The sequence below is a fragment of the Aeribacillus sp. FSL M8-0235 genome (assembly GCF_038000355.1).
Taxonomy (GTDB): Bacteria; Bacillota; Bacilli; order Bacillales; family Aeribacillaceae; genus Aeribacillus; species Aeribacillus composti.
Genome location: NZ_JBBOBW010000001.1, coordinates 1,491,716 through 1,514,977 on the forward strand (window position 1 = coordinate 1,491,716; position 23,262 = coordinate 1,514,977).

Genomic DNA, 23,262 nt, shown 5'->3' on the forward strand with positions numbered 1-23,262 from the left:
TATCGGTATTTTAGCCAGAACACTCAAATTACTTTGTTTTCCTTCGGTCCGATGATTTTCGGCTATTTTTCATTTGCAAACGGAATGTTTCTGCTCTCTGTTCTTTTATTGCTCGGTTTTCTGCTTGTATGGTCATTGAAAAAACAAACTACTTTGTTGATTGTGGAAGCGGGCGCAAAACATAAAATCAATTGAGAGGCCAACCGTTGCATCCAGGATGGCCTCTTTCCAATTATGTAAAAATGGGAATGTAGCAAATGCGCAAAAACGGTTCTTCATCATTTTCTAATGTACCAAATAATGCTATAATCATGTATCATATGAGAGTACAAGAAGCGGGGAGATGCCCATGGATCCACTAGATGTCATAACCAATACCGAAAAAATTGTGCCTTATTATCAGGCGATTTTTAGCGCAGATGAACAAAAGGTGATTGGCTACGAAATTTTAGGCAGAATTCATATGGAAGGGGAATACAAAAGCTTAGGCTTTTTTTTCCATGATGATTCGATCCCTGAAGAATACCGAATGGAAGTAGATGATACAGTCGTCAAAAAAGCATTGGAGGAAATGAAAGAACTGGATGATGATCTTCTCATTTTTATAAACAGGGATCCAAATCTGCTTATGATCGATCACGGCGAAAGCTTTTTAAATTTGCTGCTGGAAGAAAAAGAGAAAGGGCTTGATTTAAACCGGATTGTTCTGGAAATTACGGAACACAATTATTTAGGAGATATCGAACAGCTCCATCATTTGCTCACTTATTACCGGACTTACGGAATCAAAATTGCGATTGACAATATTGGGAAAGAATCGAGCAATTTGGACCGCATTGGGTTATTATCTCCTGATATTTTGAAAATCGATTTGCAGCCATTAAAATTAGCTTCACCCAGCCAATCGTATTTCGATGTTTTATTTTCGATTTCACTACTTGCGCGCAAAATCGGTGCGACGCTTTTATATGAAGACATCGAGGCAAACTTTCAATTGCAATATGCGTGGAAAAATGGCGGAAGATATTATCAAGGATATTATCTTCATTATCCGGAAAGAGAATTTATTGATCGATGTGTTCTAAAAGAAAGACTGCAGCAGGAATTCAACCATTTCATTCAATTTGAAAAGAAAAAGCTTGAAACACTTTATTCATATTCCGACCAGTTTCATCAGCGGGTGTCACAACTAGTGAACAAATATAAAAAAGCTATCAGCCAATTTGACGAATTAATTACCCATTTAGCAGAAGAGCTTGGCGACATGAGCTTTCGTATTTATATTTGTGATGAAAACGGGTTTCAAAAGTCAGGAAATATTTTCCGAAAAGAAGACCGATGGATTTTTCAAAAAGAATATTATATGAAAAATTGGAGCTGGCGCCCGTACTTTTTAGAAAATATTATTCGCATGCGCGTCAACAAAAAAGGGTTTTTAAGTGATTTGTATAGTGATATCGAAACAGGGGAGACGATCCGCACGTTTTCCTATCCGCTTGATGACGATCATTATTTGTTTATCGATATTCCATATTCTTATTTATATGAACAAGACGGTCTCCTTTGAATAAACCCCCCTTTTTTCTCAAATAATAGAGAAAAAGGGGGGTTTTTATGCAATTTACGAATTTGATCTTCGGCGGTGTTTTTTTGTTAGTTTTGCTTGTCGGCCTGTTTTATACGTTACAAGTGGGCAGCCAGATGGAAAAAAGGCAAAGCGAGTATGATACAGAAGTAAGCGAAAAAGTTGAAAAGCGCCCGTATATTCGAAATCCGATTTTTATTGCTTATATCGTGCTGATTGCATTCGCGCTTTTTTATATTTTTTATATTAGCTTTTCAACTACTTGGTAGCCATAACTTCGCGTTATGGTTTTTTCTATTAAAGGAAATTTTGTTTTGAAAAATTTTTTTATAAAAAGTGTTGACATCGATATTGATAATCATTATCATTATAAATGTAAGACGAAGTAGTTCACAGACGTCTTGAAGTGAAACATCGCGGCTAAACCCCCGCTCCCCCTTTGTTACACATTCGGACGAGAAACCCGGCTTTGGAGGCCGGGTTTCTTCTTGTGCGCCCGGCATGGGTGTAATCTATAGGGTGAAAGTCCCGAGCTGCGAAGGCAGAAGTAGCAGTTAGCTTAACGCAAGGGTGTCCGTGGTGACGCGGAATCTGAAGGAAGCGAGCGGCAAACTTCCGGTCTGAGGAACACGAACTTCATATGAGGCTAGGTATCACTGGGTGAGTTTGCAAGACAAAACAAAGCCCTTTCTGCCGAAGGTGATACAGAGTAAATGAAGCAGATGGATGGAAGGAAAGATTACACTCTTACCCGGGGAGGTCTGGCTGGCACGCCAAGTAACCTTGGTAACCTATCTAGTGATAGATAGCTGAACAGTCAGAAGTCAGCAGAGGTCATAGTATTAGTTGGTCTAGAACAACTAAGAAGGACCGAACAATTAAGAGAGAATAGCCCTTGGCATTCAGTGAGTCATGATGAACACAGAAAACGTAGTACCTCACTTGAGGGAGGAAGCGGTGAATCCCGTGGGAGATCTCTTGGAGGGTGGAGTGACCACTGGCATAAAGAGAACAGCTATTCACGGAAGTTATAAAGACTTGCGTCAATTATCTTAATTGAACCGCCGTATACGGAACCGTACGTACGGTGGTGTGAGAGGACGGGAGTTAATCGCTCCCTCCTACTCGATTCTCTAAAAAAAATGATAATTGACAAGGAGAATGGGTGGTATTATATTATATTTGTATAAGAAAATGATAATCATTATCAATTTGGAATAAATTGGAGGTTTTCCATGATCCGCCTATACACAGATCGTTTACAAATTTCCTATGGCAATCGACTGATTGTGAAAGATATGAAAATTGAAATTCCAGATAAAAAAATTACAACGATAATCGGTTCCAACGGCTGTGGAAAATCCACTTTGTTGAAAGCGATAACTCGGATTATTCCGCACCAATCCGGTCGAATTATTCTTGATGGCGAGAGTATTTTAAAGCAGGATACGAAAGAACTGGCGAAAAAAATGGCCATACTTCCTCAATCACCAGAAAGTCCAGCCGGCCTTACCGTTGGAGAGCTTGTATCTTACGGCCGCTACCCATATCAAAAAGGCTTCGGCAGATTAACAAAAAAAGATCTTGAGGTCATAAACTGGGCTTTAGAAGTTACGAAAACGGCCGATTTTAAACACCAGCCAGTCAATGCGCTGTCAGGCGGGCAAAGACAGCGTGTCTGGATAGCGATGGCGCTTGCTCAAGAAACGGACATCATCTTTTTGGATGAACCGACCACTTATTTAGATATGGCGCATCAGCTTGAAGTACTAGAGCTTCTACAGCAGTTAAACAAAGAGCAGGGGCGGACAATCGTCATGGTGCTTCATGATATCAATCAAGCAGCTCGTTTTGCCGATTATATTATAGCGTTGAAAGACGGACAAATTATCAAAGCCGGGACGAGTGACGAAGTAATCGACTGCAACGTGCTGAAAGAAGTATTTCAAATTGATGCTGTAATAGGACGGGATCCCCGAACAGATAAACCAATATGCATCACGTACAATCTAATAAAAGGAGAAGAAAAACATGAAAAAACGTCTTATTCCAATTCTGTTCTTGTTGGTTCTCATAGTTAGCGCTTGTGGTAATAAAAAGGAAGACAGCGCTGAAAAGAAAGAAGAAAAACCTGAAACGATTACATATCAATCGGAAAACGGTCCTGTTGAAGTCCCGGCTAATCCTAAAAGAGTCGTTGTTCTCTCGTCATTTGCCGGAGATGTGATGTCTTTAGGAGTAAATCTCGTTGGTGTTGATTCATGGTCAAAAATGAATCCGCGCTGGAAAGACAAATTGAAAGATGTTGCAGAAGTATCTGATGAAGATTTAGAAAAAATCATTGAACTAAATCCGGATTTAATCATCGGATTATCGACGATTAAAAATGTAGATAAACTGAAAAAGATAGCGCCTACTGTTACGTTTACTTATGGAAAAGTCGATTATTTAACACAGCATATAGAAATCGGCAAGCTTTTAAATAAGGAAAAAGAAGCAAGAGAGTGGGTCGAGGATTTCAAAAAAAGAGCTGAAGAAACAGGAGAAGAAATTCGCGCGAAAATTGGGGAAGATGCAACTGTTTCAGTCATTGAAAGTTTTGATAAGCAATTATATGTGTTTGGGAACAACTGGGGAAGAGGAACAGAAATTTTATACCAAGCCATGAAGCTAAAAATGCCTAAAAAGTGGAAGAGAAAGCTTTAAAACAAGGTTATTATGCTTTATCGACTGAAGTGCTTCCGGATTTTGCAGGGGATTATTTGATCGTCAGTAAGTATTCGGATGCTGATAACTCTTTCCAAGAAACAGATACTTATAAAAACATACCGGCTGTCAAAAACAATCGCGTGTTTGAAGTAAATGCTAATGAATTTTATTTCAATGATCGACTGACATTGGAATATCAGCTTGAATTCTTTCGAGAAAAATTTCTTGGAAAAAAATAAGTAATTAGAAGAAGAGAAATTCAGCAGGCATGAATTTCTCTTCTTTCCATCTATAAAATAGAAAAATAGAAGAGATGAGATGTATGCTAAAAAACGATTCCGCTTCATTTTTCTTTAAATTCATATTCGCAGTCATTTTGCTGATTGGTTCGTTTTTTTTAGCGATGGTGTTTGGAGCGGCAGACACTAGTGTAAAAGATGTTTGGCTGGCGCTAACGACAGATGCGGCTGGTAAGACGATTGATATGATTCGGTAAATTCGTCTTCCGCGCGAAGTCGGTGCTATTTTTGTCGGCGCTTCTTTATCAGTAGCCGGAGCAATCATGCAAGGATTGACTCGCAATCCATTAGCAGATCCAGGATTATTAGGGCTGACAGCCGGAGCAAATGCTGCACTCGCTTTGACAATTGCCCTTTTTCCAAACGCAAATTACTTTAGTATGACCATTGTGTGTTTTATTGGAGCAGCAGCTGGCGCCTTTTTAGTTTTTGGAATCGGTGCGGTAAAAAAAGGAAGGATTTCTCCTTCCTGAATCCGTGACAAAACATCTTTACAATGGTCGCAAACCGTTGATACGATAAGGGAAAACGACGTTGACGATTCTTCATCAAGTAGGTGATGTGATGAAAGATTTCCCGATTCGGTTTGTATTGACAGATGAAGCGATTACCCCAAGTGCTGGGCTTGCTCTCGTTGGCTACTTACTCCATCGAACGAAACTGGATAAACGGGTAAACGCACTTCGGCTTCCAACGGTTCGTCGAGAAGTGCACATTTCCCATAGCGATGTCATTCGCTCGATGATTGGCTTGCTTGCCACAGGAAAAACGGATTTCGATCATATCGAAGCGTATCGTCAGGACGATATCTTTTCGGCATCGATGGGGATTCAGCACGTGCCTTCCTCTCCAACCTTGCGACAACGACTCGATCAGCTCGCTTGTCTTCCGATGACCGAAACGATTCTTTGGGAGGAGTCCATACGTCTGTTGATTCAACGACATGCCACTTTGTCCCCTTGTTGGACCAAAGGAAAGACGACATGGCTTCCCCTTGATATAGATGGTTCCCCATTTGACAACTCCGATACGAAAAAAGAAGGAGTCAGTCGAACGTATAAAGGATTTGACGGTTTTACACCGTTGTTTGCGTATGCAGGGAAGGAAGGGTATCTCGTTCATGCCGAGTTGCGTCCAGGGAAACAACATGTGCAAGACAACATGCCCTCGTTTTTAGTCACCGCTATCCGTCGAGCTCGTCAACTGACTTCATCTCGTCTGCTTGTTCGCATGGATGCAGGAAACGATGCAGAAGCGAATGTGCACGTATGCCTAAAGGAAGACGTGGACTTTGTCATCAAGCGAAACTTACGCCGAGAATCGACAGCGCTTTGGTTCCAGATCGCTTCGCAAAAGGGCAAACGTGTCGATGATGGACAAAGCGAAGGAGTACAAACCTATGAGCTATGCCTTCCACAGAAGGCAGCGATCGATGGAAACACGTATACGTACGTTCAAGTCACCCAAGTGACGGAACGGACGATGGAACGCAATGGACAGCTGATGCTCGTTCCTGATTATGAAGTGGAAAGCTATTGGGTGCGGCTCAAAGGATACGAGCATGTTCGAATGAGCGATGTGCTCGCGTTGTATCATGACCATGCGACATGCGAACAGTTTCATAGCGAACTGAAGAGCGACTTAGATTTAGAGCGGCTTCCATCTGGGAAGATGAAAACGAATGCGCTCGTGTTGGTCATGGGAGCCTTCGTTTACAATCTTCTTCGTCTGATTGGACAAGATCTATTAAGCGATCCGAGACATCCGTTGCACCACAAAGTGAAACGCCGCCGCATCAAGACGATTATTCAGACGGTGATCACGATGGCAGGGCGACTCGTCCGTCGATCACGACAGATCTGGATGAAACTGACGCGAAGGAGTGGCTATAGCGAGCCCCTACTGAACGTCTATCAGAAATGGAGAGAGGCAAGATAACGAACGAATGTTCGGGCACTGATGTCCAACGTCACTCCCTGTGCTTTTTTGTCTATTTTTTTGGTTCGTATACCTAAAAAAGAGATTTGTTCCATTTTCGGAAATAGAGATGACATAGGTCATAAGCATAAAAAGGGTTTTATGGATTATCAATCCATCAAAATTACAACAAAATCAAAGTCGATTTCAATTCATCACGGATTCAGGTCCTTTTCAAATCGTTTTAGCGGGGGCTGCTGTGTCTGCTTTTCTTTTTGCCGTCGCGGAAGGAATCAGCTTATATTTTAATATTTACAAAAATGTTTCGATGTGGACAGCTGGAGGACTTGTCGGTGCAACATGGAAACAGCTCAAGATCCTCATACCGATTGCTCTCGTTGGGATCACCATTTCTCTTTTTTTCTCAAGGCAGCTGACCATTGTAAGTTTAAATGAAGAAGTGGCAGTCGGGTTAGGACAAAAAACGGCACAAATAAAAATGGTGCTGTTTATCATCATTATATTGCTTACTGGTGCATCTGTAGCCCTTGTTGGGAATATGGCATTTATCGGTTTAATGGTTCCGCATATCGTCCGTTCGGTCGTAGGGGCCGATTATCGTTATATTCTCCCAATTTCTGCGATATTCGGCGCCTGCTTTTTATTAATCGCTGATACGCTTGCCAGAACGATTAATGCTCCTTACGAAACACCAGTGGCGGCCATTGTTTCCTTTTTAGGTTTGCCTTTCTTCCTGTTCATTGTGCAAAAAAGGGGGAAAGCTATCACATGATCATACATCCGGCAATTGTAAAAAAGCAGCGGCTGATCATACTTGTTCTGATTCTTTTAATTGCTGCAACGGCCATCATCGGAATGGGATTAGGCACCTCCTCCGTCTCGATGAATCGTCTGCTTCCAACTATTCTCGGCCACGGGACGTTTAAAGAGGAGTTCGTTTTATTTTCCGTCCGCTTGCCGCGGATCATTGTGACCTTATTGGCAGGAATGGCTTTGGCGGTTTCCGGGGCGATCTTTCAAGATATTACTAGAAACGATTTGGCTGAGCCGGGGATCATTGGGATTAATGCCGGAGCAGGAGTAGCTATTGCAGTGTTCTTTTTATTTTTTCCAATTGATGTCGGCTCATTTGTGTATTTACTGCCAGTCGCAGCTTTTATCGGCGCTCTTTTAACGGCAGGGGCTATTTACGTTTTTTCTTATGATCGAAATGCCGGTTTAAACCCCGTTCGATTAGTCCTTATCGGTGTCGGCTTCGCCATGGCTTTATCAGGAACCATGATCGTCATTATTTCTTCTGCAGAACGGCAAAAAGTTGATTTTATCGCCAAATGGCTGGCAGGGAACGTTTGGGGGGCAGATTGGCCGTTTATTTTGGCAATTTTACCTTGGATTGTCATTTTGATTTCGTTTATTGCTTTCAGAGCTCAACAATTAAATTTATTAAGTTTAAACGATTCTTCTGCTGTCGGGGTTGGCTTGAAGATTGAGAGGGAGCGAATTACGCTTCTATTGGCTGCTGTCGGGCTTGCCGCAGCTGCGGTTTCTGTAACGGGAGGTGTAGCGTTTATCGGTCTTTTGGCACCCCATTTAGCACGGTCACTGATTGGTCCCCGCAATCAACTTTATCTTCCGATTGCGATTTTGTTGGGAGGGTGGCTTCTACTACTAGCCGATACAATCGGGCGAAACATCGCACTTCCGGACGGCATCCCAGCGGGCATTATGACAGCTTTAATCGGGGCGCCCTACTTTATCTATATTTTATTGAAAAAATCATCATAATCGAGGCACATTTCGTTTAGAAAAGAATGAGGAAAGGAATAAAATAGCTGATAGTAATTATTTAGAAATCTTCCATTACTCCTATGTGTCGGCTGGCTGTTCATCCTTTTTTAGCTAGACGGCATCTATTTGCTTAAATGATACTCGTAATACATCTGCTGGAAGTAAGGCAAATTGATGCCTTATTTAATAAAAATTGGGCGGCAGGAGGGCTGAAATTTCCCTCCGCCGTTCCTGCCTTTGTCAGTGTGAAAAAGTTTGCCTCATAGACTCTCTTTAAATGCTCATTTTTTAGCAGAATTCAAGAAGTTTGGCAGTTGATCGAACATTTTACTGAAGGTAATGACAGCTTCTTTTTCTTCTTCGTTTTATGTGCAGCCTTTCATAAAGAGTATTTTTGTCTCCAAGAGCTTCAACTGTGATGATTGGAAATTGAACATTTTTCCCACCTAATGACGCATTGATTAGCATCTTTCAACTCTTTGTCCTAATTCGAGCTGTCTGACGTAGAGAATGAACGGAAATACAGCTCTACATGATCTTTTGCTCTAGCTCAACTATTTTTGAGAAAGTTTGGCTGGCTTCATTGTTCGCTTCCGCCTCAAAGATGCTCTTAAGTTCATGCGATTTATTGAGCAATGGGTCCATGTTTCCTATTTCATTTCAATCAAATCTTTTCATATAACAGAGAGAGCATACGGTTTCAAAGGGGAGAAGCCCTCGCATCAGTTCCAACCTTTATTGGCGAAGAAACGTATCTATCATTTAGAATCAGTGTAAATAAACACAATTGCCGGAGCCAGAGGAACTGAATGCAGCGGTTCGAACGGTGATGTCATTTAATCGACTTGGTTAATTAAACAAAAAACAATCTGCACATGCTCCAGCTTCGGGCTTCTGATTCGATTTCCAGCTTCTTGTAATTGAAAGCTGCGAAAAAAGGAATATTATTTTTCATGATGTAAGCAAATTTCGACATAATTTTAAAGCTGCTCATTATATGTTATGGTTAGGATGTTTTTTAAAATGAAGGCACTGGAGGATGAATAACGATGCGAGCTGTTCAACCGGTATTGTCTCTAGAAGAAAAGCAATTGCTTGTCGCAATTTTGTTTCGCAATCATTTTGCGATTGAATTGGTTGTGAGCGAAATCAATGATATTGAATGCGGAAAAAAAGAGTTTGATTTATGTACATACAAAAAATTAGTGGAGCTATATGACAAAATCCGTTCGCATACGTAACCTGTATCCTTGTGAGGACCAGTTTTTGAGTGTGAGAGGCATCTGAACGATGTTCTTTACAAGAGTATCGCTTTTCGCAGAAATGTAAGTTTATCGCGTGATAAAACGCTTACATAATGATATCATAAAATAGGAAGTTTCTTTTTGGTAAATGGAACACATTTTCCAGATCATATGTTATGATTAAAATGAAATGTCAAAGTGAGAGGAAGAAACGAATGACAAAAGTTTTTTCTGAAGAATTTACAAATATTTCGATTAAAGATTTGATGATACCTGCAGATAAAGTGGCTCATGTCCAAATGGGAAATAACTTAGAGCATGCATTATTAGTGTTGACGAAAACAGGCTATACAGCTGTTCCGGTTTTGGATGCTCAATATCGCTTGCACGGGCTGATTACGACGAATTTGATCATGGATTCAATTTTAGGATTGGAACGAATCGAATTTGAGCGTTTGCAAAATATGAAAGTAGAAGAAGTAATGAACAAAGATGTTTCCAGATTGAATGTATCGGATGATTGGATGAAGGCGCTGAAGCTCGTTATTAATCATACGTTTGTATGTATAACGAATGAGGACGGTGTTTTAGAGGGGATTTTTACAAGAAGGGTCATCTTAAAAAAGCTCTATAAACAACTAATGATATTAAATTCCAGGTTTCCCAAATAAAAACGCCCTTGCCGGCGTTTTTATTTCATATTGGCTCAATAGTTTCGAATCCATCCAACCTTCAAATAATGAAAATATAGATATTGTTTTTTTGGGAAAGCAATTGAACGAATGCGAATGCTATGGCAAAATGAATTCATGCTTACAAACGATTGAAAGTGATTTTCAAATGAGGTGATCGTGATGAAAGAGGCGCTTATTGAAAAAGATAGGGGAAAACTAGACCATAAAGAAACAAAGCGTCCGTTCGTTTTAGCTGCCGTCATGCTGGCGATGTTTATGGCTGCAGTTGAGGCAACGATCGTTTCCACAGCAATGCCTGCCATTGTCGCAGAAATTGGCGGTTTTTCAAAATATAGCTGGATTTTTTCTTCCTATTTATTAATGAATTCCGTAACGATTTTAATATATGGTAAATTGGCGGATTTGTTTGGAAGAAAACCGATTTTTGCTTTTGGCATCATTATTTTTTTAATTGGCTCTGTGCTTTGCGGTCTCGCCGATTCGATGGAAACTTTAATTATATACCGATTTATACAAGGGATTGGAGCCGGAGCTGTGATGCCAGTCGCCACAACAATTGTCGGCGATATTTATACAGTAGAAGAAAGAGCCAAAATACAAGGATATTTGTCCAGTGTATGGGGAATTTCTGCAATAATCGGTCCCGTTTTAGGTGGCTTGTTCGTTGAGTACATAAGCTGGAAGTTTGTATTTTGGGTGAATGTTCCTTTAGGCATTTTATCAATGGCAGGAATCGGTCTGTTTTTGAATGAACGCATTGATAAGAAAAAGTCGAGCATTGATTATGCAGGCGCCATGTTCATGCTTATTGCGATCAGCTTGTTGATGATCGTCCTTGTCGAAGGAGGAGTCCGCTGGTCTTGGACTTCCTGGGAGGTTGCGGCGTTATTAGCTGTTGCATGCTGCTTCTTTATATTGTTTATTTTTCAGGAAAATCGGGCCGATGATCCGATGATGCCGCTTTCGCTTTGGAAAAATCGCTCCATTTTGCTTGCGAATGTAACGTCCTTGACGACCGGGATGATGCTTATGGGCATTTCCACCTTTTTGCCGACATTTGTGCAAGGTGTTATGGGAAAATCGGCAATGGTGGCTGGATTCACGCTGACAACGATGTCAATCGGATGGCCGATTGCCTCAACAGTAGCGGGGAGAATTTATTTAAAAGCCGGCTTTCGCGCCACATCAATTTTAGGAGGCATTTTTTTATTGGCCGGCAGTCTTGTCTTTGTTATGCTTTCAGCAGATGACGGACCTGTTCACGCTATGATCGGCTCTTTTTTACTCGGCGTCGGAATGGGGCTGACATCGACCTCGTTCATTGTATCGATTCAATCGGCGGTTGATTGGAAAGAACGCGGAATTGCCACCGCCACCAATATGTTTATGCGAAATCTCGGCAACACCGTAGGCGCCGCTTTGCTCGGCGGGATTTTAAACAGCAAGCTGCAAACATATTTGGAGGAGCATAGTGCTGGAAAAAACTTAAACATTGATTCGGCCAACAACCTATTGAATCCAGAATCAGATCTTTCCGGTCCTATAAAAGAGGTTCTTGAGTCTGGTTTGAGCATTGCTCTTCACCATGTTTATTTCGTCGTCTTTTTATTAGCAATTTTGAGCGTTCTTTTTATTTTCTTTCTTCCGAAGAGAGAATTAAAATGAATGTTTTTTGCTAAACTTGTTATGACGGAAAAGCAAAAATATTTTATAATGTTTTTGAACTATTGAATCCACTAAGGAAAGGGTTTAGCGATGCAAATTTCGGAATTGCAAATCCTTGTGACTTTGTCTGAAGAAAAAAATATGAGAAAAGCGGCTGACCGACTTTTTGTTTCCCAGCCTGCTTTGTCGCAGCGTCTTCAGTCGATCGAAAAAGCATGGGGATTTAAAATTTTTTTGCGCTCACAAAAGGGATTGACTCTTACACCGGCAGGAGAAAAAGTTGTCCAGTTTGCAAAAGAAATGATTGAAAAGGAAGAGAAGGTAAGAGAGGAAATCTCTGTTTTGGAAGGAGAAGTGTACGGGACGTTAAAGCTTGCAGTGGCATCTATAATCGGCCAGCACTGGCTTCCAAAAGTTTTGAAAAAATATGTACAAAAATACCCTCAGGCGGAAATTTCACTTATAACCGGGTGGTCAAGCGAAATATTAAAATGTTTATATGAAGATGATATTCATATCGGAATCATACGCGGAAACCCTGATTGGAAAGGGTTTAAACAGCATTTGCTGGAAGATACTTTGTATTTAGTTGACACAGAAATTCAAAGCATCGATGATTTAGTACACACAGAGCGGCCTTTTATTCAATTTAAAAGTGATTCTACATACTATCAAGAAATACAAGAATGGTGGCACAGGCAATTTAAAAACCCGCCAAAAAGGACAATTGTCGTTGATCAGATCGAGACGTGCAAGCAAATGGCGTATCATGGTATCGGTTTTGCGATTTTGCCTTCTGTCAGCATTGATGAAAAGGATGGTTCGATCTTTCGACTGCCGCTCATTGATCATGAAGGAAAGCCGATTAAAAGGGATACTTGGTTGATCGGGCATGAATCATCGTTAAAGCTTAAACAAGTGCAGGCGTTTATGGAAATCGTCCATCAATTTATTAATGAATGATAAATTTGCTTGTCAATTGATTCTTTTCTTTGATACAGTAATGGGGGTACAGAAAAACAGAGAGGAGTATTACGATGAAAATGATGGATGCAAACGAAATTATTTCATTTATACAAAACAGTAAAAAAACGACTCCTGTAAAAGTTTATGTAAAAGGTCAATTAGAAGGAATCAACTTTGGAGAACAGTCCAAAACATTTATTACTGGAAACACAGGCATCATCTTTGGAGAATGGTCTGAAATTGAACAAGCACTAGCAGAAAACAAAGATAAAATTGAAGACTATGTTGTTGAAAATGACCGCCGGAACTCAGCGATCCCGCTTCTTGATTTAAAAGGCGTAAAAGCGAGAATTGAACCAGGTGCAATCATCCGTGATCAAGTGGAAATCGGCGATAATGCGGTCATCATGATGGGGGCAGTGATCAATATCGGCGCCGTCATTGGTGAAGGAACGATGATTGACATGAATGCAACATTGGGCGGCCGTGCAACGGTTGGTAAAAACTGCCACATTGGTGCCGGAGCGGTTTTAGCTGGTGTAATTGAGCCGCCTTCTGCAAAACCTGTCGTAATCGAAGATGATGTTTTGATCGGAGCAAACGCCGTCATTTTAGAAGGTGTAAGAGTAGGAAAAGGCGCGGTTGTTGCAGCTGGTGCTGTTGTAGTGGAAGATGTTGAACCGTACACAGTTGTTGCAGGTGTTCCTGCGAAAAAAATTAAAGATATTGACGAAAAAACGAAAGCGAAAATTGAAATTAAGCAAGAATTGCGGCAGCTCTAAATTCGAAGCGTGGACAGCGTCCACGCTTATCCTTTAGGAGGGGACTCATATGAATAAGGATGCGCTTATTGCCATTCGCCGTGATTTGCACAAAATACCTGAACTCGGATTTCAAGAACATAAAACACAAAAATATTTATTAGATTATATTCATTCGCTGCCGAACGAAAGGCTTGAAGTGAAAACATGGAGAACAGGTATTTTCGTGAAGGTCCATGGAACAAATCCTCGAAAAATGATAGCCTACCGGACAGATATTGACGGATTGCCGATTGAAGAAAAAACGGGGCTTTCATTTCAATCAGAACATCCAGGCTTGATGCATGCTTGCGGTCACGACTTTCATATGACGATCGCTTTGGGGGTTTTAACTCATTTCGCCTATCATCCGATTCAAGATGATCTGCTATTCATCTTTCAGCCGGCAGAAGAAGGGCCTGGCGGTGCAGAGCCGATGCTAAACAGCGAGATTATGCAACAATGGATGCCGGATATGATCACTGCGCTTCATATTGCTCCGGAGCTTCCGGTTGGAACTATCGGAATGAAGCCTGGACTACTTTTTGCCAATACGTCCGAGTTGTTTATCGATTTAACCGGGAAGGGAGGCCATGCCGCTTTTCCGCACACGACACATGATATGGTCGTCGCTGCTTGCGCCCTTGTCACCCAGCTGCAATCCATCGTTAGCCGCAATATAGATCCTTTGGAAAGTGCTGTAATTACCATTGGAAAAATTGCAAGCGGCACGATACAAAATATAATTGCCGATCATGCCAGATTGGAAGGAACGATTCGCACATTTTCTGTCGAATCGATGGAAAAAGTGAAAAAGCGGATTGAAGACATGGTCAAAGGTATAGAAATCGGCTACCAATGCAAAGCAGAAATTGACTGGGGTTCGATGTATTATCAAGTGTGGAATGATGAAGCGTTATCAAAAGAATTTATGGAGTTTGTCCAGAATGAAACAGAAGTTCAACTCCACGTATGCAAAGAAGCGATGACTGGGGAAGATTTCGGCTATATGCTGGCGAAAATTCCGGGATTTATGTTTTGGCTTGGAGTTGATTCTCCTTACGGACTTCATCATGCGAAGCTTTCACCAAATGAACAAGCAATCTTTAAAGCGGTCGATCTTATTTGTCAATATTTTGAATGGAAAGGCAATAAATAGAAGATTCATAGCCTCCTGCATAAAGCAAGAGAAAAAAATTAGAAATACGTTCTATACAAACACGAAGTCATAATTAAAAAGGAAAGGGGATGAGAGATCATCCTCTTTCCTTTTGCTGCTCGTTCTTATGAATCATCACTTGATGAGGGAACGGAATTTCGATGCCGTTTTCATCAAGCACTTCTTTTAGCCGTTTCCGGAGCTTTCTTTCAACAGCCCACTGCTCCATGTTTTTCGTTTTGGCGATGATGCGGATGATCACATCAGACGTGCCGAAATTTTGCACGCCTAAAACGTCCGGACCTTCCACAACTTCTTCAGTTTCTTTTGCAAATTGGTCGCAAGCTTCTTGAAGAATGGACATGACCCGATTTAAGTCTTCATTATACGATATGCTGATATCAACAAGGGCTTGCATATTTCCTCTTGAATGATTGGAAAGGCCGACAATCTGCCTGTTTGGAACATAATGCAATGTGCCGTCAAAGCCTCGGATTTGCGTCGTTCGTAAACCGACAGCTTCCACAATGCCTGAATAATTGCCTGTAGTGACATAATCTCCAACATCAAGTTGTTTTTCTAGGAGAAGGAAAAATCCTGTCACAACATCGCTGACGAGCCCTTGAGCTCCAAAGCCGATCGCAAGACCAACAACCCCAGCCCCGGCTAAAAGCGCTGTGACATTGTAGCCAAACACTTGAAAAACGGTAACAATAAAAATGAAAAACAGGGCATAATGAAAGAAATTCAAAACTAATGTTTGCAGCGTTTTAGCCCGCGTGGTGGAAATTTCCTTCCGATTCTCAAGCCCCTCAAACATTTTGTGAATAATTTTATTGCCGATTGATTTGACGATAATATATGCAATGTAAATTCCAATAAGCTTGGCCAAAACTTCTCCTGATTTTAAAGCCAGATCAGCCCAATCAATAGATTCAAAAAAGTTCAAAACCATTTCCCCTTTCTTTTCAAGCCAATCATTTGGTTATTTGACGGGATCGTGTTAAACTGAATGTACAGTTGAAAGTTTAGCATAGAAAAAGGAATTTTCAATGATTGTTACATTTTTTTAATGATAGCGGCGAAAATTGGAAATAGTATTATTGTTCTCTTCACCGCAATGAAAATGTAAAACAGATTATTTAAATTAATTATTACTTAAAATTGACTAAAATTTTGTTGTTATATATAATAGTAATCGGAGGAAGGATATTGAGAAAATACTCAATTCATTCTCATTTGTTTTTGAAGGAAACGATCAAAAAGTTTCCTTTAAAATAAAATTTTAAAATGGAGGGTTACATAATGGCAGAGCGTTTGGTTGGTAAACAAGCTCCACGTTTTGAAATGGATGCCGTTTTGCCAAACAAAGAGTTTGGTAAAGTAAGCTTGGAAGAAATCATGAAACAAGGAAAATGGACAGTTCTTTTCTTTTATCCAATGGACTTCACTTTCGTTTGTCCAACTGAAATCACAGCTATTTCTGACCGTTATGAAGAATTTGAAGATCTTGATGCAGAAGTGATTGGTGTATCAACTGACACAATTCACACACACTTAGCTTGGATTAAAACTCCTCGCGAAGAGAACGGTTTAGGCGATATTAAATATCCGCTTGCAGCAGATACAAATCATCAAGTATCAAGAGACTACGGCGTTTTAATCGAAGAAGAAGGAGTTGCTCTTCGCGGATTGTTCATCATCAATCCAGAAGGCGAACTTCAATATCAAACAGTATTCCATAACAACATTGGCCGCGATGTTGATGAAACATTGCGTGTACTTCAAGCGCTTCAAACTGGCGGACTTTGCCCAGCAAACTGGAAGCCTGGTCAAGAAACGCTTAAAGTATAATGAAGCTTTTCATTCAAAGGGCCTAGCAGTACGTTAGGCCTTTTTTCAAACGATTATTTTTTTGATATTCATTCTTCAAGGAGGAAGCGGAAATGAAATTACGTGAGCCAATGCCTGAATTAGTCGGAGCAACAACTTGGCTGAATGGCGAAGTAACGAAAGAGCAATTAATCGGTGAAAAACCAACATTAATCCATTTTTGGTCAATCAGCTGCCATTTGTGTAAAGAAGCAATGCCGAAAGTAAATGAGTTCCGCGATCAATATAAAGATAAACTGAACGTAGTAGCTGTTCATATGCCTCGCTCCGAAAAGGATTTAGATATTGATGATATTAAAAAAGTAGCGGAAGAACACGGGATTACGCAACCGATCTTTGTTGACAACGAACATAAATTAACCGATGCTTTTGAAAATCAATATGTACCTGCATATTATGTTTTTGACAAAAACGGCATTCTTCGCCACTTCCAAGCAGGAGGAAGCGGAATGAAAATGCTGGAAAAACGTGTTAATCGGGTGTTAGCGGAAACAGAAAACGCTGAATGATTCAACCATCTGCAAAACATTGCAGGTGGTTTTTCATTTTAGAAAAATACCTTTCCGGCTTTGAAAGGACTTGTTTTTATTGCTTCGAAGCTTTCAAAAGATAAGCATCTCCATTTACCATTCATCTGACATCCTTTTTCCAGCTCTCAATCCTAAAGAAATGATTCACATTCCAAATCACAACATGCTATAATAAATGATGCTAGTTTGAACAAAAAGGAGCATAGGTGGATGGCAAAACAATCACAAACTTTTTCCATTATGAATCTATTAAAGGTGCTTTTGGCTGTCATCGTTATCCTTTTCCTATTTTATTTGCTTGCATTTAACGACGTCGTCGTGCGTTTTATATCTCTGCTATTAAATGGATGTTTAGTTGTTCTCGCCTTCCTTGTCTATCGGAAAATAGACTATATGATAAAGATGAAAGAAGAACGAAAAGAGCCTATTCAAAACGAAAAGCTGCCTGATGAAACAGAAATGGCGCGAAAAGAACAGCAATTAAATAAACTGGAGCTTGATAAAACGCAATTGTTGGAGGAGCTATTAACAAAAGCCGGTATCGAAGAGGAAGAAAAACAAAAGTACCGAGCCAAAATTAGAGAAAAAGAGGATGAAGCTTCAAAGCTTCAACAAGAGCTAGCATTCATGAAAGGCCGGATTGCCAACTTGATTTTAAAAAGAGATCCTGAGATCGAGCGGATTGTCCTGCTGCTTGATGCGGATTTTATATTAAATCATTCGTTAGTGGAAATTAATCGAAGGTTTCAGGAAATTAGCGGCAGTTTTTCTGAACAATCCATCGAGCATTTGAAAAAGGCTAATTATATTGATCAACATTTGCAATTTACTCGAATTGGTTATCGTGAATTATTAAAGACAGCAAAAAGGATCAATTAACCGTTGGCTTGTATTTTTCTATATTTTATCAGTAGCATTGCATTAAGTTAATTTTAATTTGTCAAGCCCAATTTTATGTTAAATTTCATCTTTTTGGATATAAAAAAACTCCTTATAATTAGGATTGGCAGTCCTATCCAAATCCTAAGAATAAGGAGAAACCATTATGGATAAGAATACCACAGAATCCACAATAAATGAACTATTTAAAGAGATCGATCCAATAACTTTTTCAAAACTAATTAATGTGATTGACGTTGACAAATACATTAAAAAATTAACAGCGTATAAGTTTTTACAACTTTGTATCATCGCTCAGATAAATGAATTGGAAAGCTTAACAAAATTGGCCAAACATTTGAAAGACAAGGAAGAGTTGCAGACATATCTGGAATTTGATGCAATTAGTACTTCGCAACTTTCTCGCAAATTAGGCCAATTATCCCCTCAACTGTTTGAAAAAGTATTTAAATATCTGGTCTTAAAGATCCAAGGGCAAATGAAAAATGCCCCGATCATCCGAAACATTGGTCGTCTTCTGGTCATTGATTCTACCACGATGAGCATGAGTTTGAGCCAATATCCATGGGCAACTTTTCGTAAGACAAAGGCTGGTGTTCGACTCCATTTAAAGGTTGTTGTAACGAAGGATATCACTGTTCCGGATCAAGGGATTATCTTACCCGCGAAACATGCCGATCGCACACAGATGGACGAACTCATTGAAATCGATCCAAATGCGATTTACTTGTTTGATCGAGGGTATGTCGATTACAAACAGTTCGACCGCTTATGCCGAGAAGGGGTGCGATTCATTACCCGGCTTAAAAAGAACGCAGAGATTGAAGTTTTATCGGAACGGATTCCCAATCCAGAACGTTTGATTTATAGGGATCAGATTGTCATTTTAGGAAATGACCGTAATCATACCAAAATGACTCATCCTCTCCGATTGATCGAAACGGTCGACAGCGAAGGGAATCCCGTGATCATCATAACCAATTGCTTTGATCTTTCTGCGGAAGAGATTGCAGATTTATACCGATATCGCTGGAAGATAGAGACCTTCTTTAAATGGATGAAACAGCACCTTAAGATAAAAAGATTTTATGGAAAAAGTCAAAATGCCGTTTACAATCAAATTTGGATCGCCCTAATCACCTATTGCTTACAGGCCATGCTCCAATTAAAAGTGAATCACGATGGTCCTTTATTAGAGATCAAGCGAACTTTACAGAATCTGCTTTTTAAAGGTTTTGACTGTTTTGTTCGCTCCCTTTTTAAAAAGCCAATTCGAACGTCCAACGGTCGGAAAAAATACGATTGGGAAAAAGATTTTGAAACCATCGTGTACCAATTTGAAGAAGGGGAGGTGGAACACCTAGACGATTTAGTTTATGATCCAATGTTTCTGTAATATATTGCCAAATTGTGGAAGTGGACTGCCGATTAAGACGTCATTGTCCTTTTAAGCTTGCTTAGAAAGATTGTATGTCTGAATATTCAGTTACATGAAATAACTGGAATTTTTATTGAGCTTGACAAACATTAAATTTTTTTATGCAACGCTACTGATATTTTATGATTTAATGAAATTAAATGAAAATTTCATAATATTAACATACCACTAGGGGAGCCGAAAGGCTGAGAAAGGCGTGTGCCTTGACCCTTTGAACCTGATCTAGATCATACTAGCGTAGGGAAGTGGTGCAGTAATATCGAAACCTGTCTATGGGTTTTGTATATACTTGCCCGTTCCCTTATATTGGGAACGGGCTTTTTGCATTACATGGCCGGTTGGCAAACCATTTTTCAAAACAAATGTTAAGAAAGGGGAGACAACGTGTTACAAACGCTATTTCAGCAAATTGATGAAAGGGAAGAAGAACTTCTGAATCTTCTAAAAACACTCGTATCGTTTGAAACGCCGAGCCCTCCGGCAAGAAATGCAAAAGAGGCTCAAAAGTATGTCGCCTCATATTTGGAAGACATCGGCTTTTCCATTGATCAATGGGATTTATATGAACAAGATCCAGTCGTAGTAGGAACGAAAAAAGGAAAAGATCCAGAAAATTACCACAGTTTAATTATTAACGGGCATATTGATGTCGCTTCAATCGAAGAGGGAGAAGAATGGCTAACGCCTCCTTTTGAGGCAACGGTTAAAGGGGATTACATATACGGACGCGGTGTAGCGGATATGAAAGGGGGAATGGCTGCCAGTCTGTTTGCAATAAAGCTGCTGCAAGAAAACGGCATTGAGCCGGGAGGGGATATCATTTTTCAGTCCGTCGTCGGAGAAGAAGTAGGCGAAGCAGGAACAAAATCGTGCTGCGACCGGGGATATCGAGCTGATTTTGCCATCGTTGTCGATTCAAGCAACTGTGAAATACAAGGGCAAGGCGGGGTGATCACGGGCTGGATTACGATTGAAAGCCCCGAGACATTTCACGATGGCACGAGAAGACAAATGATTCATGCCGGCGGGAAGCTTTTTGGGGCAAGCGCGATTGAAAAAATGATGAAAATTATTGAAGGACTGCGAGAGCTTGAACAGCATTGGGCAGTGATGAAAACGAGCAAAGGCTTTCCGCCTGGTTCTGCCACAATTAATCCTGCAGTGATTGAAGGTGGAAGGCACGCCGCTTTTGTGGCCGATAAATGTTCCCTTTGGATTACCGTTCACTATTACCCGGAAGAGCATTATGTAGAGGTGATCCGGGAAATTGAAGAACATATCCATCATGTTGCAATGGCTGATCCATGGCTTCGGAAATATCCTCCGAAATTTAAATGGGGCGGCACATCGATGATTGAAGATCGAGGAGAAATTTTCCCAGCTTTTTCATATGACGAACATTCACTCGGAGTGAAAACATTACAAAAAGCACATAAACTGGCATTTAATGAGGAAGCAAAGCTGACGATGTCCCCTACTGTGACAGACGGCGGCTGGCTGAGTGAAGCGGGAATTCCCGTCGTTTTATATGGACCGGGCACGCTTGAAGATGCACACTCGGTGAATGAAAAGCTGTCCATCCCCCAATTAAAAACATTTACAAAATCGCTGATCGCGTTTTTATTTGATTGGTATCAGAAAAAACGATGACAATTACAAAAGCTGCGAAAGGGGTAATTCAAATGTTTACAGACCGATTGTATAAAACTGCAAAACCGATTTGGGAAGCGAGTTACCATCATCCGTTTGTTCAAGGAATCGGCAATGGGACGCTGGATATCGACAAATTTCGCTTTTTTATGGAGCAGGATTATCTTTATTTAATCGAATACTGCCGCCTGTTTGCCCTTGGAAGCTTAAAGGCTCACAATCTTCAAACAATGACAGTTTTTGCTGATCTTCTACATTCGACGTTAAAAGTGGAAATGGATTTGCATCGTCAATACGCTGAAAGAATAGGAATAGAGAAGGAAAAATTAGAACAAGTTCAGCCTGCTGCTACAACCGTTGCATATACGAGCTATATGTTAAATGTGTCGCAGCGAGGATCATTGGCAGAACTGGTTGCCGCAGTCCTTCCATGTACATGGAGCTATTATGAAATCGGCACACGCTTACATGAGATTCCTGGTGCCAGTGAACATGAGTTTTACGGCGAGTGGGTAAAAATGTACGCATCAACAGAATTCGGTGAATTGGCAAAATGGCTGAAAGATTTAATGAATGAGCTTGCAGAAGGAAAACGGGAAGAAGAATTGAAATGGCTGGAAGATATTTTTGTCACAACGAGCAAATACGAATATATGTTTTGGGAAATGTCTGAACGAAAAGAAATGTGGCCAATCGAAATCAATTCTTAATATAGGAGAGAATGAACATGAAATTTTCTGAAAAAATTCGAACAAAAGCAGATCCGATATGGCAGGCCAGCTTCGATCATCCATTTGTAAAAGGTATTGCCGATGGGAGTTTGCCGCTTGAATGTTTTCGTTATTACGTTTTGCAAGATTCGTATTATTTAAGCCATTTTGCAAAAGTGCAATCGTATGGAGCGGCAAAAGCAAACGATTTATATACGACATCGCGAATGGCTCAGCATGCACAAGGAACATTTGAAGCGGAATTATCTCTTCATGAAACATTTGCCAAACAGCTGGGAATCACAGAGGAGGAGAAGGCGAATTTTAAGCCGGCCCCAACGGCGTACGCCTATACTTCCCATTTATATCGAGCGGCGATCAACGGTCACTTAGGCGATATTATTGCTGCAATACTTCCGTGCTATTGGCTATATTACGAAATTGGCGAAAAATTAAAAGATGCGAAGCCAAAAGAACCGATTTATCAACAATGGATTGCGGCTTATGGGGGCGATTGGTTTAAGCAGCTTGTCGAAGAACAAATTGACAGGCTGGATGAAATCGCACAACAAACGATAGAAGCCGATCTAAAAAGAATGGAAGAGCATTTTATCATCAGCAGTCAATATGAATTAGCGTTTTGGGAAATGGCTTACCGTTTAGAAAAATGGGAAGTGGAACCAAAAATCAGTCAATAAAGGAGTTTGATCATAATGAAAGGATTAAAACTGACAGACATTCTAGTAACAATTGTTATTTCGATCGTTTTTGGAATTGTTTATAAACTATGGGGACCGCTTTACTATGCGGTCAAGCCGATCGGGCTGCATGTCGACCAGCTCATATACGGTATGTGGTTTATTGCTGCGACGGTCGCCTTTCTTATTATTCGCAAGCCTGGAGTAGCGCTGATAGCGGAAACAGCAGCGGCATCTGCAGAATTTATAACCGGCTCTGAATTCGGCATAGAGGTTCTTCTTTACGGAATCGTCCAAGGACTATTTGCAGAGATCATTTTTGCGATTTTTCGATATAAAAAGTTTAATATCGGTGTTGTCATGCTGGCTGCAGCCGCTTCAGCAGCTGGTTCGCTAATTATGGATCTTTATAAAGGCTATATAGATGACTTAGTATTTTGGAACTTGCTATTATTCATTGGAGCTCGATTGATTGGCTCAATCATTATTGCCGGCGCGTTTGCCTATTATCTAGTGAAATCTTTGGAAGCAACAGGAGTGACTAATTTAGTAAGACCTGCGTCGCATGAAGATTATGACGCACTGAACTAGAGGT

At 40.4% G+C, this 23,262-nt stretch carries 20 protein-coding genes, 3 pseudogenes and 1 riboswitch; of the genes and pseudogenes, 22 read left to right on the plus strand and 1 reads right to left on the minus strand.

Features of this window, described 5'->3' with window-relative positions:
- The first annotated feature begins 349 nt into the window (after positions 1-349).
- From NSQ71_RS07255 to NSQ71_RS07320, 14 genes and pseudogenes are all read left to right on the plus strand, one after another.
- Entirely contained in the window at positions 350-1,567 is a 1,218-nt protein-coding gene (locus tag NSQ71_RS07255) for an EAL domain-containing protein (protein ID WP_153028131.1), read from the plus strand.
- Between the two features lie 47 nt (positions 1,568-1,614).
- Positions 1,615-1,854, plus strand: coding sequence for a hypothetical protein (locus NSQ71_RS07260; protein WP_094245557.1), 240 nt, complete (start codon positions 1,615-1,617; stop codon positions 1,852-1,854).
- Positions 1,855-2,820: 966 nt separating this feature from the next.
- On the plus strand, positions 2,821-3,666 hold the full coding sequence (locus NSQ71_RS07265; protein WP_066247988.1) for an ABC transporter ATP-binding protein: 846 nt from the start codon (positions 2,821-2,823) through the stop codon (positions 3,664-3,666).
- A pseudogene (locus NSQ71_RS07270) lies at positions 3,617-4,533 on the plus strand (iron-hydroxamate ABC transporter substrate-binding protein). Before NSQ71_RS07265 ends, NSQ71_RS07270 begins: the two are co-directional and overlap by 50 nt.
- Before the next feature lie 83 nt (positions 4,534-4,616).
- A pseudogene (locus NSQ71_RS07275) lies at positions 4,617-5,060 on the plus strand (iron chelate uptake ABC transporter family permease subunit); the annotation flags it as partial.
- Between the two features lie 97 nt (positions 5,061-5,157).
- Positions 5,158-6,531: an IS1380-like element ISGsp2 family transposase gene (locus NSQ71_RS07280; RefSeq protein WP_327847978.1), complete on the plus strand. Its 1,374-nt coding sequence runs from the start codon at positions 5,158-5,160 to the stop codon at positions 6,529-6,531.
- A gap of 208 nt (positions 6,532-6,739) precedes the next feature.
- A pseudogene (locus NSQ71_RS07285) lies at positions 6,740-7,303 on the plus strand (FecCD family ABC transporter permease); the annotation flags it as partial.
- The gene (locus tag NSQ71_RS07290; protein ID WP_327848640.1) at positions 7,303-8,316 is read left to right on the plus strand and encodes a FecCD family ABC transporter permease; all 1,014 of its coding nucleotides are present in this window, start codon (positions 7,303-7,305) and stop codon (positions 8,314-8,316) included. The pseudogene NSQ71_RS07285 and the gene NSQ71_RS07290, both read left to right, overlap by 1 nt.
- A 1,052-nt stretch (positions 8,317-9,368) precedes the next feature.
- Positions 9,369-9,560 carry an antirepressor AbbA gene (gene abbA / locus NSQ71_RS07295; RefSeq protein ID WP_066247994.1) on the plus strand — a complete coding sequence of 64 codons (192 nt, stop codon included), beginning with the start codon at positions 9,369-9,371 and terminating at the stop codon, positions 9,558-9,560.
- 218 nt (positions 9,561-9,778) lie between these two features.
- Positions 9,779-10,234, plus strand: a complete 456-nt coding sequence (gene cbpB / locus NSQ71_RS07300) for a cyclic-di-AMP-binding protein CbpB (protein WP_340733520.1) — start codon at positions 9,779-9,781, stop codon at positions 10,232-10,234.
- A 183-nt stretch (positions 10,235-10,417) separates the two neighbouring features.
- Positions 10,418-11,923 carry an MDR family MFS transporter gene (locus NSQ71_RS07305; RefSeq protein ID WP_094245559.1) on the plus strand — a complete coding sequence of 502 codons (1,506 nt, stop codon included), beginning with the start codon at positions 10,418-10,420 and terminating at the stop codon, positions 11,921-11,923.
- A gap of 90 nt (positions 11,924-12,013) precedes the next feature.
- A complete protein-coding gene (locus NSQ71_RS07310) occupies positions 12,014-12,886 on the plus strand; it encodes a LysR family transcriptional regulator (protein ID WP_063386844.1) in 873 nt (290 codons plus the stop codon).
- A gap of 74 nt (positions 12,887-12,960) precedes the next feature.
- Positions 12,961-13,671 (plus strand): 2,3,4,5-tetrahydropyridine-2,6-dicarboxylate N-acetyltransferase, encoded by a 711-nt coding sequence (gene dapD / locus NSQ71_RS07315; protein WP_063386845.1) that lies wholly within the window; start codon positions 12,961-12,963, stop codon positions 13,669-13,671.
- Between the two features lie 49 nt (positions 13,672-13,720).
- Entirely contained in the window at positions 13,721-14,848 is a 1,128-nt protein-coding gene (locus NSQ71_RS07320) for an N-acetyldiaminopimelate deacetylase (protein WP_066248000.1), read from the plus strand.
- Between the two features lie 97 nt (positions 14,849-14,945).
- Here the strand turns inward: NSQ71_RS07320 and NSQ71_RS07325 are convergent, their stop codons facing one another.
- Positions 14,946-15,803 carry a mechanosensitive ion channel family protein gene (locus tag NSQ71_RS07325; RefSeq protein WP_066248002.1) on the minus strand — a complete coding sequence of 286 codons (858 nt, stop codon included), beginning with the start codon at positions 15,801-15,803 and terminating at the stop codon, positions 14,946-14,948.
- A gap of 350 nt (positions 15,804-16,153) precedes the next feature.
- Here NSQ71_RS07325 and NSQ71_RS07330 point away from each other — a divergent pair, with 350 nt between their 5' ends.
- The 8 genes from NSQ71_RS07330 to NSQ71_RS07365 all read left to right on the plus strand — a co-directional run bounded on the left by NSQ71_RS07330 (position 16,154) and on the right by NSQ71_RS07365 (position 23,258).
- Positions 16,154-16,702, plus strand: coding sequence for a peroxiredoxin (locus tag NSQ71_RS07330; protein WP_063386848.1), 549 nt, complete (start codon positions 16,154-16,156; stop codon positions 16,700-16,702).
- A 92-nt stretch (positions 16,703-16,794) separates the two neighbouring features.
- Positions 16,795-17,250: a TlpA family protein disulfide reductase gene (locus tag NSQ71_RS07335; RefSeq protein ID WP_063386849.1), complete on the plus strand. Its 456-nt coding sequence runs from the start codon at positions 16,795-16,797 to the stop codon at positions 17,248-17,250.
- A gap of 231 nt (positions 17,251-17,481) precedes the next feature.
- Positions 17,482-18,150, plus strand: a complete 669-nt coding sequence (locus tag NSQ71_RS07340) for a hypothetical protein (protein WP_340733524.1) — start codon at positions 17,482-17,484, stop codon at positions 18,148-18,150.
- Between the two features lie 166 nt (positions 18,151-18,316).
- A complete protein-coding gene (locus tag NSQ71_RS07345; RefSeq protein ID WP_340733408.1) occupies positions 18,317-19,567 on the plus strand; it encodes an IS4 family transposase in 1,251 nt (416 codons plus the stop codon).
- Between the two features lie 202 nt (positions 19,568-19,769).
- A riboswitch (TPP riboswitch) is annotated at positions 19,770-19,870 on the plus strand.
- A gap of 123 nt (positions 19,871-19,993) precedes the next feature.
- Positions 19,994-21,259, plus strand: a complete 1,266-nt coding sequence (locus NSQ71_RS07350) for an acetylornithine deacetylase (protein WP_340733525.1) — start codon at positions 19,994-19,996, stop codon at positions 21,257-21,259.
- A gap of 32 nt (positions 21,260-21,291) precedes the next feature.
- Entirely contained in the window at positions 21,292-21,969 is a 678-nt protein-coding gene (gene tenA / locus NSQ71_RS07355) for a thiaminase II (RefSeq protein WP_063386916.1), read from the plus strand.
- Between the two features lie 17 nt (positions 21,970-21,986).
- Complete coding sequence (gene tenA, locus NSQ71_RS07360; RefSeq protein WP_144598343.1) at positions 21,987-22,667, plus strand: thiaminase II; 681 nt, start codon at positions 21,987-21,989, stop codon at positions 22,665-22,667.
- A 15-nt stretch (positions 22,668-22,682) separates the two neighbouring features.
- Positions 22,683-23,258, plus strand: a complete 576-nt coding sequence (locus NSQ71_RS07365) for an ECF transporter S component (RefSeq protein ID WP_063386853.1) — start codon at positions 22,683-22,685, stop codon at positions 23,256-23,258.
- Positions 23,259-23,262 lie beyond the last annotated feature (4 nt).

Coding starts and splice junctions, on each gene's coding strand:
- NSQ71_RS07255 (WP_153028131.1), top strand. CDS start 350: ATGGATCCACTAGATGTCATAACCAATACCGAAAAAATTGTGCCTTAT.
- NSQ71_RS07260 (WP_094245557.1), top strand. CDS start 1,615: ATGCAATTTACGAATTTGATCTTCGGCGGTGTTTTTTTGTTAGTTTTG.
- NSQ71_RS07265 (WP_066247988.1), top strand. CDS start 2,821: ATGATCCGCCTATACACAGATCGTTTACAAATTTCCTATGGCAATCGA.
- NSQ71_RS07280 (WP_327847978.1), top strand. CDS start 5,158: ATGAAAGATTTCCCGATTCGGTTTGTATTGACAGATGAAGCGATTACC.
- abbA (WP_066247994.1), top strand. CDS start 9,369: ATGCGAGCTGTTCAACCGGTATTGTCTCTAGAAGAAAAGCAATTGCTT.
- cbpB (WP_340733520.1), top strand. CDS start 9,779: ATGACAAAAGTTTTTTCTGAAGAATTTACAAATATTTCGATTAAAGAT.
- NSQ71_RS07305 (WP_094245559.1), top strand. CDS start 10,418: ATGAAAGAGGCGCTTATTGAAAAAGATAGGGGAAAACTAGACCATAAA.
- NSQ71_RS07310 (WP_063386844.1), top strand. CDS start 12,014: ATGCAAATTTCGGAATTGCAAATCCTTGTGACTTTGTCTGAAGAAAAA.
- dapD (WP_063386845.1), top strand. CDS start 12,961: ATGAAAATGATGGATGCAAACGAAATTATTTCATTTATACAAAACAGT.
- NSQ71_RS07320 (WP_066248000.1), top strand. CDS start 13,721: ATGAATAAGGATGCGCTTATTGCCATTCGCCGTGATTTGCACAAAATA.
- NSQ71_RS07325 (WP_066248002.1), bottom strand. CDS start 15,803: ATGGTTTTGAACTTTTTTGAATCTATTGATTGGGCTGATCTGGCTTTA.
- NSQ71_RS07330 (WP_063386848.1), top strand. CDS start 16,154: ATGGCAGAGCGTTTGGTTGGTAAACAAGCTCCACGTTTTGAAATGGAT.
- NSQ71_RS07335 (WP_063386849.1), top strand. CDS start 16,795: ATGAAATTACGTGAGCCAATGCCTGAATTAGTCGGAGCAACAACTTGG.
- NSQ71_RS07340 (WP_340733524.1), top strand. CDS start 17,482: ATGGCAAAACAATCACAAACTTTTTCCATTATGAATCTATTAAAGGTG.
- NSQ71_RS07345 (WP_340733408.1), top strand. CDS start 18,317: ATGGATAAGAATACCACAGAATCCACAATAAATGAACTATTTAAAGAG.
- tenA (WP_063386916.1), top strand. CDS start 21,292: ATGTTTACAGACCGATTGTATAAAACTGCAAAACCGATTTGGGAAGCG.
- tenA (WP_144598343.1), top strand. CDS start 21,987: ATGAAATTTTCTGAAAAAATTCGAACAAAAGCAGATCCGATATGGCAG.
- NSQ71_RS07365 (WP_063386853.1), top strand. CDS start 22,683: ATGAAAGGATTAAAACTGACAGACATTCTAGTAACAATTGTTATTTCG.